This window comes from Flavobacterium sp. 2755 (assembly GCF_031455715.1).
Taxonomy (GTDB): Bacteria; Bacteroidota; Bacteroidia; order Flavobacteriales; family Flavobacteriaceae; genus Flavobacterium.
On the sequence record NZ_JAVDTG010000005.1, the window covers coordinates 164,517 to 175,539 of the forward strand.

At 29.9% G+C, this 11,023-nt stretch carries 11 protein-coding genes; all 11 read left to right on the plus strand.

Annotation, left to right across the window (positions count from 1 at the left end):
* Positions 1–43 precede the first annotated feature (43 nt).
* A complete protein-coding gene (locus tag J2Y38_RS13455) occupies positions 44–976 on the plus strand; it encodes a GDP-L-fucose synthase (RefSeq protein WP_309843360.1) in 933 nt (310 codons plus the stop codon).
* A gap of 17 nt (positions 977–993) precedes the next feature.
* Entirely contained in the window at positions 994–1,959 is a 966-nt protein-coding gene (locus tag J2Y38_RS13460; protein WP_309843362.1) for a glycosyltransferase family 4 protein, read from the plus strand.
* On the plus strand, positions 1,956–2,381 hold the full coding sequence (locus tag J2Y38_RS13465; protein ID WP_309843365.1) for a hypothetical protein: 426 nt from the start codon (positions 1,956–1,958) through the stop codon (positions 2,379–2,381). Before J2Y38_RS13460 ends, J2Y38_RS13465 begins: the two co-directional genes overlap by 4 nt.
* Positions 2,374–3,510: a DegT/DnrJ/EryC1/StrS family aminotransferase gene (locus J2Y38_RS13470; RefSeq protein ID WP_309843368.1), complete on the plus strand. Its 1,137-nt coding sequence runs from the start codon at positions 2,374–2,376 to the stop codon at positions 3,508–3,510. The genes J2Y38_RS13465 and J2Y38_RS13470 overlap by 8 nt, the downstream gene beginning before the upstream one ends.
* A 20-nt stretch (positions 3,511–3,530) precedes the next feature.
* Positions 3,531–4,079, plus strand: coding sequence for a dTDP-4-dehydrorhamnose 3,5-epimerase (gene rfbC, locus J2Y38_RS13475; RefSeq protein WP_309843371.1), 549 nt, complete (start codon positions 3,531–3,533; stop codon positions 4,077–4,079).
* A complete protein-coding gene (gene rfbD, locus J2Y38_RS13480; protein ID WP_309843372.1) occupies positions 4,079–4,924 on the plus strand; it encodes a dTDP-4-dehydrorhamnose reductase in 846 nt (281 codons plus the stop codon). The genes rfbC and rfbD overlap by 1 nt, the downstream gene beginning before the upstream one ends.
* Before the next feature lie 66 nt (positions 4,925–4,990).
* Complete coding sequence (gene rfbA / locus J2Y38_RS13485) at positions 4,991–5,875, plus strand: glucose-1-phosphate thymidylyltransferase RfbA (protein WP_309843373.1); 885 nt, start codon at positions 4,991–4,993, stop codon at positions 5,873–5,875.
* 83 nt (positions 5,876–5,958) lie between these two features.
* On the plus strand, positions 5,959–7,926 hold the full coding sequence (locus J2Y38_RS13490; protein ID WP_309843375.1) for a nucleoside-diphosphate sugar epimerase/dehydratase: 1,968 nt from the start codon (positions 5,959–5,961) through the stop codon (positions 7,924–7,926).
* Between the two features lie 129 nt (positions 7,927–8,055).
* The gene (locus J2Y38_RS13495) at positions 8,056–8,916 is read left to right on the plus strand and encodes an ABC transporter permease (RefSeq protein WP_309843376.1); all 861 of its coding nucleotides are present in this window, start codon (positions 8,056–8,058) and stop codon (positions 8,914–8,916) included.
* A 53-nt stretch (positions 8,917–8,969) separates the two neighbouring features.
* Entirely contained in the window at positions 8,970–10,238 is a 1,269-nt protein-coding gene (locus tag J2Y38_RS13500) for an ABC transporter ATP-binding protein (RefSeq protein WP_309843378.1), read from the plus strand.
* Positions 10,239–10,244: 6 nt separating this feature from the next.
* Positions 10,245–11,021, plus strand: coding sequence for an FkbM family methyltransferase (locus tag J2Y38_RS13505; RefSeq protein ID WP_053470882.1), 777 nt, complete (start codon positions 10,245–10,247; stop codon positions 11,019–11,021).
* Positions 11,022–11,023 lie beyond the last annotated feature (2 nt).

Below are 11,023 nucleotides of genomic sequence, written 5' to 3' on the forward strand. Positions count from 1 at the left end.
AAAAAGTAGAATAGTTTTAATCTTGAAGGGAGAAATTTAGCATATGAATTTAGATGATAAAATATACATAGCAGGGCATCGTGGAATGGTTGGTTCAGCTATTTTAAGACAATTAAAAGCCAAAGGATTCAACAATTTTATTTTAAAAACTTCTTCTGAACTTGATCTTAGAGACCAGCAGGCAGTAGCCGATTTTTTTAAAAATGAAAAACCCGATTATGTTTTCTTGGCAGCTGCAAAAGTTGGGGGGATAATTGCAAATAATACTTTCAAAGGTGATTTTATTTATGAAAATTTGATGATACAAAACAATGTGATACATCAATCATATTTAAATAAAGTTACTAAATTGATGTTTTTGGGTTCTTCATGTATATATCCAAAATTGGCACCACAGCCATTAAAAGAAGAATACATGTTAACAGGCGAGTTAGAACCTACAAATGAACCGTATGCAATTGCAAAAATTGCCGGAATAAAAATGTGTGATGCCTACAGAGATCAGTTTGGATGTAATTTTATATCTGTAATGCCTACAAATCTATATGGACCTAATGATAATTACGATTTAAAAAATTCTCATGTATTGCCTGCAATGCTCAGAAAATTTATTACAGCTAAACGTAATGAAGATTCTGCGGTAACAATTTGGGGAACTGGAAGCCCTAAAAGAGAATTTTTACATGCAGATGATCTTGCAGAAGCTTGTCTGTTTTTAATGGAAAATCATAACGATTCAGGATTGGTTAATATAGGAGTTGGTGAAGATATTTCAATTTTAGATCTTGCAATTTTAGTTAAAAAAATTGTAGGTTTTGAAGGTGAAATTATTACAGATCCAAGTAAACCAGACGGTACTCCTCGTAAATTAATGGATGTTTCTAAATTAAGCGGTTTTGGATGGAAAGCTAAAACAACCTTAGAAGAGGGGATTCAAAAAGTTTACGATGAAATTAAAGATACTAATTGGGATTAATATAAGTTCTTAAAATTATGGAATACGCAATTCTAGGAATTACATTAATGATTTTGATGTTACTTTATTTTAAAGTAGCAGATCGTTTTAATATCATCGATAAACCAAATCTAAGAAGCTCTCATACAGAAATAACCTTACGAGGAGGGGGAATTATTTTTTGGTTTTCAGCATTACTCTATTTTGTGCAGAATGTTCAAAATAATTATTTTTTCTTTACTGGAATAACTTTGGTTAGTTTAGTTAGTTTTTGGGATGATATTCAGAGTTTATCTAACAAAATCCGAATTTCAATTCATTTTCTTTCTATTACTTTAATTTTTTATGATTTAGAATTATTTAATTTAATTCCGATTTGGGGTGTTGTAATAGCATACATTTTAGCAATTGGACTAATTAATGCTTACAATTTTATGGATGGAATTAATGGTATCACAGGACTGTATACTTTAGTAGTGATGGCATCGTTATTATATGTAAATAACAAGGTTCAGCTCTATACGAGTAGCAGTTTTATAAAATATGCTATGATAGCGAGTTTAGTTTTTCTATTTTTTAACTATAGAAAAAAGGCTAAGTGTTTTGCAGGGGATGTTGGGAGTATTGCAATAGCATTTTGGATAATTTATTTAGTTTTAAAACTTATCCTTAATACAAGTTCGCTTATTTGGTTGCTATTTTTAGCAGTTTATGGAGTGGATGCGATTTGTACAATTATGCATCGCTTATACTTGAAACAAAATATCTTTGAAGCTCATCGGTTACATTTATATCAAGTTTTGAGTAACGAATACAAGATCCAGCATAGAATAGTTTCTCTTTACTATGCATTAGTTCAAGCGGGGATTTCTTTTGCAGTTATATTTCTTTACCAGAAAGTTGAAGACACAATTTTATTTGTAATTGTAATTATTCCTTTGCTCTTGATATATTCATCAAAGTTTTATCTGTTAAAAAAGAGTAATTTAAGATTAAATACATGATTCCTAAAGTAATTCAGGGAGGAAATTTTTCAGATCATAGAGGAACTATTTCCTACGTAAATGATTTTAGTTTTAAAGATATTGAAAGATTTTACATCATTACTAATTCTGATGAAAATCCAATTCGTGCCTGGCAGGGACATAAATTAGATTCAAAAAATTTTTATTGCATAAGTGGATCTTTTAAAATTCATTTTGTAAAAATTGATAACTGGGAAAACCCTTCAAAAGATTTATCTATTGAAACAATTACTGTTACTGAATCTGATAGTAAAATAGTTCACATCCCAGCTGGTTATGCAAATGCTGTGGAATCTTTAGAAACAAATTCAAAATTAGTTTCGTTTTCGACTTTGCCATTAATAAATGTAAAAGAAGATGATGCACGTTATCCTTCGGATTATTGGAATATAAATGAATAATAAAAGAATTTATTTATCATTGTCACAGCAGAGTGGTTTTGAACAGGAATATGTTCAAAAAGCATTAAACTCTGATTGGATAACTTCAGGTGGTCCAAATGTTGATGATTTTGAAAATGAACTTCAACAATATTTTAATGAAAATTCTTTTATAGCGGCTTTAAATTCAGGAACATCAGCCATTCATTTAGCGTTAATCTTATTAGGAGTAAAGCTTAACGATGAAGTTATTTGTCAAAGCATGACATTTGCGGCATCAGCAAACCCAATTTTATACCAGGGAGCAATTCCGATTTTTGTTGATAGTGAACATGAAACCTGGAATATTTGCCCAAAGAGCATGGAAATTGCTATAAAAGACCGAATTAAAAAAGGTAAAAAACCAAAAGCGATAATTGCAGTTCATTTATATGGGATGCCTTATAAAGTTGATGAGATTCATGCAATAGCAGATCGATACGAAATTCCAATTATAGAAGATAGTGCTGAGGCTCTTGGAAGTAAATATAGAGGGAAGAAATGTGGAACATTTGGTACTTTTGGAATTTTATCATTTAATGGAAATAAAATTATTACAACTTCAAGCGGAGGAGCATTAATTACAGATTCTAAAGAATTAAAAGAGAAAGCAATTTTTTATGCAACTCAATCTAGAGATAAAGCAATACATTATCAACATAGTGAAATAGGGTATAATTATAGAATGAGCAATATTTGTGCGGGAATTGGCCTTGGACAAATGAAAATCCTGAATGACAACATAAATAAAAGAATAGAAAATCATAATTTTTATAAAAATATTTTTCATGCAATTGATGAAGTGGAACTTTTTGATAATTTAAATGATAATTTTTATTCAAATTATTGGTTGAATACCATTCTAATAAAATCAAATAATAAAGATAGGAATGTAGAAAACTTAAGATTAATTCTTGAAAAGGAAGATATTGAAAGTCGCCCTCTTTGGAAACCTATGCATTTACAGCCTTTATTTGAGAAATATCCATATTATGGTGGGGGGGTAGCAGAAAAATTATTTAATAATGGTCTTTGTCTGCCTTCAGGATCAAATCTTACAAAGGAAGATAAAAATAGAATTGAAAAAGTGATTCGCACTTTTTTTAAGTAGAAATAGAATTATAATTTTATATGAAAATTGAAAAAACATTTATAGAAGATTTAGTAATTATTGAACCAAATGTTTTTGGAGATGACAGAGGATATTTTTTTGAATCTTACAGCAAAATAAAATTTGAAGATTTAGGGATTGATATAGACTTTGTCCAGGATAATCAATCATTTTCAAAATATGGAACATTACGTGGACTTCATTATCAAAATCCTCCCTTTGCACAAACAAAATTAGTTCGTGTTCTGGAAGGAGAAATTATAGATGTTGCTGTTGATTTAAGAAAAAATTCTCCAACTTACGGTAAAGTATTTAGTGTTTTATTATCAGCAGAAAATAAAAAACAATTATTAGTACCACAAGGTTTTGCACATGGTTTTTCAGTTATTAGCGAGACAGCATCTGTAATGTACAAATGCGATCAGTTTTATAATAAAGAATCTGAAGGTGGAATCAAATTTGATGATCCGTCATTAAATATTGATTGGGGAATGGATTTAAAAAATGCTATTGTTTCAGAAAAAGATCAAATACTTCCTTTTATCGAAAACTGTAATAGCTTATTTTAATGAAAAAAGTATTAGTAACAGGTGCAAACGGACAGTTAGGATCTGAGTTAGCGGTTTTATCTAAAAATTATCCAAAATATCAATGGGTTTTTGCCGATAGAGCAAAAATTACTTTGAATGATTTAAATATACTCCAAATACAATTAAAGGAGATACAGCCAGATATAATATTGAGTTGCGGAGCATATACAGCAGTTGATAAAGCAGAAACTGAAAAGGAATTGGCTTTTACAGTCAATCATTTAGCAATAGAATTAATTGCGAAATATACTGCAAAAAATAACGTGAGTTTAATACATGTTTCAACAGATTATGTTTTTGATGGTTCTTCTTCTATCGCTTTAAGTGAGGATTCAGAAACAAATCCGATAAATGTATATGGGGAAAGTAAACTAGCTGGTGAAACTGCTTGTTTAAAAGAAAATCCCAATTCAATTATAATAAGAACTTCCTGGGTTTATAGTAAATTCGGAAATAATTTCGTTAAAACAATGCAGCGATTAATGCAGGAAAGAGATGAAATTAGTGTAGTAAACGATCAAGTAGGTTCACCAACATATGCGGCTGATTTGGCTATCGCAATAATTAATATAATAGAATCTTCAAAATGGGTTCCAGGAATTTATAATTTTTCAAATGAAGGCGAAATAAGTTGGTATGAATTTGCGTTGGCAATAAAAGATTTAGGCAACTATAAATGTAATGTTGAAGGGATTCCAACTTCGGCATATCCAACACCTGCAAAACGGCCAAAATTTTCATTGTTAAACAAAGAAAAAATAAAAGTAATTTATAATTTGGATATTCCAAATTATAAGGAAAGTTTAATAAAAATGTTTGTATAAATTGATTTTAAGCTTAACACAACATATAGATTTATAGAGAATCTCTAGAATTAAAAAACACACATTATGAAGGGAATAATTTTGGCAGGAGGCTCTGGGACACGTTTACACCCACTGACACTTGCAATGAGTAAACAAATGATGCCTGTTTATGATAAGCCAATGATTTATTATCCATTATCTACATTGATGATGTCAGGAATTAATGAGATATTGATTATATCAACACCACATGATTTACCAAATTTTAAAAAATTATTAGGTGACGGCTCAAGTTTAGGATGTAAATTTAATTATGCAGAGCAAGCAATACCAAATGGCTTGGCACAGGCTTTTGTTATTGGTGAAGAGTTTATAGGTAATGATGATGTGGCTTTGATTTTAGGGGACAATATATTTTTTGGATCTAATATGCAGGAATTACTAAAATCTAATACAAAACCACAAGGAGGAGTTGTTTTTGCTTATCATGTTTCAGATCCTGAACGTTATGGTGTTGTTGAGTTTGATGAAAAATTAAATGCCATTAGCATAGAAGAAAAACCGGAAACTCCAAAATCAAATTTCGCGGTTCCAGGTTTGTATTTTTATGATAATTCAGTAGTAGAAATTGCTAAAAATATTAAGCCAAGTGCGCGAGGAGAATATGAAATTACCGATGTTAATAAAGTATATTTAGAAAGAAACGCTTTAAAAGTAGGCATATTAAGCCGTGGTACTGCCTGGCTGGATACAGGAACTTTTAATAGCTTGATGCAAGCAGGTCAATTTGTACAGGTTCTTGAAGAAAGACAAGGTTTAAAGGTTGGATGTATTGAGGAAGTAGCGTGGAGACAAGGATTCATTAATGATGAACAATTAGAGGATTTAGCTATGCCTTTGGTGAAATCAGGCTATGGATCTTATTTAATAGAATTTTTAAAACAAAAGAAAAAAGGTGCTAAAGTTTAATTTTATTGAATAAATAAAATTTTAAACCTTTAATTTGTATTTTTGTAAGCCATACAAAGTTTACAGAATTAAACTAAACCAAATTGGATACAGATAAACCAACCAAAATAGCATCCATATTGTATAACTCTTTTTCGCCAAGAAATTTGAGAGCAAATATTAATAACCTTAGTTACTTACCAAGGTGGATTATTGTTGCCATAGATGTTATGGTGCTACTTTTCTCATTTACATTTACCTATATGCTGTTTGAAGGTACCGCATTAGGATATATCATTATTTCACATGATTTCTATTTTGTCTTCAGTTTGATAGTAGTAAATGTTTTTTTCTTTTGGCTTTTTAGGACATATTCAGGAATTATTAGACATTCATCCTATATTGATGCTATAAAATTGTTGTTTTCTCAAATGTCAGTATTGGTGTTTTTCTTGTTTATAAATCTTGTTTATGAGTTATATACAGGAGAAAAGGCATTCTTAAATACGGCATTATTTATCAATTTAGTGCTGTCTTTCTGTGGTTTGTTCTTATATCGTGTAATTGTAAAGCAAACATTTGAATTATACTTCTCAGAAAAAACAAATTCGAAACTTATAAGAACCGTTATTTATGGAACTGACGCAAATGCTATTTCTGTTGCAAATGCATTAAAATTTGAAACTCCGTCTCGATTTAAAATTGTTGGTTTTGTAGATAAAAATAATCAAAATGCATCTAAGAGAATGTTAGATCTTCCGATTTTGATTTTGAGAAAAAAACTTCCCGCTTTAATGCGATCTGTTGCTGCTGAAGGTGTTATTATTGCTGACAAAAGTTTATCAAAAGATGAGCAATTAATTATAGTTGATCAATGTCTTGAATTCAATTATAGAGTTTATACAGTTCCTTTAATTTCAGATTGGGAAAATCAAAAAGAAATTTCTCAAAAAGTAAAAAATATTCAGATTGAAGATTTATTAGAAAGAAAACCGATAGTTTTAGACAGTAAGTCGATTTCTAAACAATTAAAAGATAAAACCATTCTTATTACTGGTGCTGCGGGGTCAATTGGTAGTGAGATAGTAAGACAGGTTCTTGGGTTTAATCCAAAAACGGTTATTATTTTAGATCATGCCGAAACTCCTTTACATAATCTTTGCTTAGAAACATTAAGCATGGATACAACTGCAAAAATTGTGGCAGTTATTACAGATGTAAAAAGTAAAAAAGCATTAGAAAAAGTATTTAAAAATTATAATCCGCATGTTGTTTTTCATGCTGCTGCATATAAGCATGTTCCTTTAATGGAAGAAAACCCATCACAAGCTATTTTGACTAATATAAAAGGAACCAAAAATTTAGCGGATTTAGCATGTAAATATCATGTCAAAAAATTCGTGATGGTTTCAACCGATAAAGCGGTGAATCCGAGTAATGTTATGGGGGCTAGTAAACGAATTGCAGAAAAGTATGTACAGTCCTTATTTTTGAAAAACCAAAAAGAGAATATACCTGGAGTAACTAAGTTTATTACAACACGTTTTGGAAATGTTTTAGGTTCTAACGGATCAGTTGTTCCTCTATTTACTAAACAAATTGCTGAAGGAGGCCCGGTAACAATAACGCATCAAGATATTATTCGATATTTTATGACCATTCCAGAAGCCTGCCAGCTGGTTTTAGAAGCCGGAGCAATGGGTAATGGAGGCGAAATTTATATTTTCGATATGGGTAAACCAGTAAGAATTATCGATTTAGCTAAAAAAATGATTAAACTTGCTGGATTTATTCCAGACAAGGAAATTAAAATAAAAATTGTTGGATTGCGACCAGGTGAGAAATTATATGAAGAATTATTAAATGATACTTCTAAAACGTTACCAACCTATCATAATAAAATTATGATTGCGCAGGAAATACAGGACGAATATGAAAATCTACATACTGACATTGATGAACTAATTGGTATTGCTGATTTTTATGATAATGAAGATATAGTTGCAAAAATGAAAAAAATTGTTCCTGAATTTAAAAGTATGAATTCTGCTTTTGAAGTTCTTGATAAATAATTCTGATAAAATTCAATAGATATATTAAAAAGGTGTTTTTTTAAAACGCCTTTTTCCTTTTTAATTAAATAATAAAAGGCTAAAAATCTTGTTAAATCAAGGGTTGAAAAACTCTATATAGAATATAAAATGAATAATAATTCTAATGACTGGTTGTTCGAAATAACACCAAAAAACAAATTCTTTTCACTAAACTTTAAAGAAGTATGGCAATACAGAGATTTATTATTTCTTTTTGTTAAACGTGATGTAATTACTGTATATAAACAAACTGTATTAGGGCCACTGTGGTATTTAATTCAACCACTATTTACTTCAGTAACATTTACCATAATATTTAATAATGTTGCTGGTATTAATACAGGTTCTGTTCCTCCATTCTTGTTTAATTTGGCAGGTATTACTGTTTGGAATTATTTCACAGCTTGTTTAAATGGAACTTCGGATACATTTAAAGCCAACGCAGGTATATTTGGAAAAGTTTATTTTCCAAGAATAATCACACCTCTTTCTGTTGTAATTTCAAATTTAATTAAGCTAGGAATTCAACTTGTAATTTTTATTGCCTTTTATATTTTTTACTTTTTTAAGGGATCGGATTTAAGCTTAAACAGTTCATTATTGCTTTTTCCTTTATTGATTGCTATTATGGGAATTTTAGGGCTTGGATTAGGAATGTTGATTTCTTCTATGGTAACTAAATATCGCGATTTTAGTTATTTGGTAGCGTTTGGAATACAATTGCTTATGTATTTATCTGCCGTAATGTATCCAATGGAACTTATTAAAACAAAATTACCTTCTTACGGATGGATCGTAGAATATAATCCACTTGCGTATATCATTGAATCGTCACGTTACATGTTATTAAATGTTGGAGAAATTTCAGTAATAGGATTAGGATATACCGTAACCATTACAATTGTCATATTTTTTCTTGGCCTTTTAATTTTTAACAAGACAGAAAAAAGTTTTATTGATACAGTTTAGGATTAAAAATCTATAAGATTTTATTTTAGGTAATTAACGATTAAAGATTATAATTGGAAAAAGACATTATTTTAAAAGCCGAAAATATTTCTAAGCAATATCGTTTAGGAGAAGTAGGAACAGGTACATTAAATCACGATTTAAATAAATGGTGGCACCAAATTCGTGGTAAAGAAAATCCATACTTAAAAATAGGCGATACTAATGATCGTTCTACAAAAGGAACTTCAGAATACGTATGGGCATTACATGATATTAATTTCGAGGTTGAACGAGGTGAGGTTTTAGGAATTATAGGTAAAAATGGAGCAGGAAAATCTACTTTATTAAAAATACTTTCAAAAGTAACAGCACCAACAACCGGAAGCATAAAATCACGAGGAAGAATCGCCTCTTTATTAGAGGTTGGTACAGGCTTTCATGGAGAAATGACCGGTCGTGAGAATATCTTTTTAAACGGTGCAATTCTGGGAATGACAAAAAAAGAGATAGCATCTAAATTAGATGAAATTATCGAATTCTCTGGCTGCGAGCGTTATATTGATACTCCTGTTAAAAGATATAGTAGTGGTATGACTGTTCGTCTTGCATTTGCAGTAGCTGCTTTTCTGGAACCGGAAATTTTGGTTATCGATGAGGTTTTAGCAGTTGGAGATGCAGAGTTTCAGAAAAAAGCAATTGGTAAAATGCAAGATATTTCTAGAGGTGAGGGACGAACGGTTTTGTTTGTGAGTCATAATATGGCTGCAGTTAAAAGTTTGTGTACAAAGGGTTTGGTACTTATTAATGGAAAAGTAGCAATGGTTGGCAGTACAGAACAAGCTGTAAATTATTATCTAAGCCAGGATTCAGAATCAATGAATATGAGAACCTTTTCTTCAGAATATGATAAACCAGAATTTACACTTCACGAAATAAGCTTAAATGCCTTTGGCAAATCATCTGAAGACCCATTAGATGAATATCAAAAAATAGAGCTAACTACAATGCTTACTTTAAAAGATAGTTCAAAAAAATTACATTTAACTTTAGTATTAAATAATGATGCTGGCGAACCTCTTTTTACTTTTTCACATATAAATAATGATTTAAAATTAACAGATGGTTTAAATAAAATTAAATGTGTTTTTCCCGAAGGATTTTTAAATATAGGTACTTATTATCTATCTCTTTTTATAATAGAAAATGGAAAAAGCGCTTTATTTATTGAAAAGGATATTATGTCATTCATTATTCAGGAAGGAGAAAGACCAATTGGTGCTTGGATGGGAAGAGAACCGGGATTTATAAAACCAAGATTTGAATGGTCAATAGATAATTAATGTAAAATGAAAATTAAAAAGAAAATTAAATTATTATTTAAAAAATTTGGTTACAATTTAACCAAGATAAGCTCAATCGCTCAATCACCTATTGAATCTGTTCATATTGATGATAAAAGTTCTTTATTGTCGAATTTTTATAATACTTTAAAAAAGATCAATTTTCAACCAAAACATATTGTTGATATTGGAGCAAATCATGGAACTTGGACACGTGATGCTTTGCAATATTTTCCAGATGCATATTATACTCTTGTAGAGCCTCAAAATTGGTTAAAAGAATCATTTCAAGATATTTTAGATAGCAATTCTAAAATTCGATTTTATCCCTTTGGTGCAGGTAAAGAAAAAGGATCTTTTCTTTTTACAATTGTAGATCGTGACGATAGTTGTTCATTCAGATATACAAAAGAAGAAGCAGAAACAGCTGGATTACAACAAATAGAAATTCCTGTTATAACTCTAAATGAATTGCTTATCGAAGGGAATTTTCCTACTCCTGATATTATTAAAATTGATGCCGAAGGATTAGATATTGAAGTTTTGCAAGGAGCAAGTGATTATTTTGGAAAAACAGAAATATTTATGGTAGAAGCTGGAGTTGTTAATAAATCATTTGATAATAGTTTCTTGAAGTTGATAAATTTCATGGATGAAAATGGATATAGATTATTTGAAATTACAGATTTAAACAGGCCTTTTGACTTAAAAGTTTTGTGGCTGGTTGAATTAGTATTTGTTAAGAAAAATGGATTTATTGATTCTCAAATAGTTGCTCAATAGTA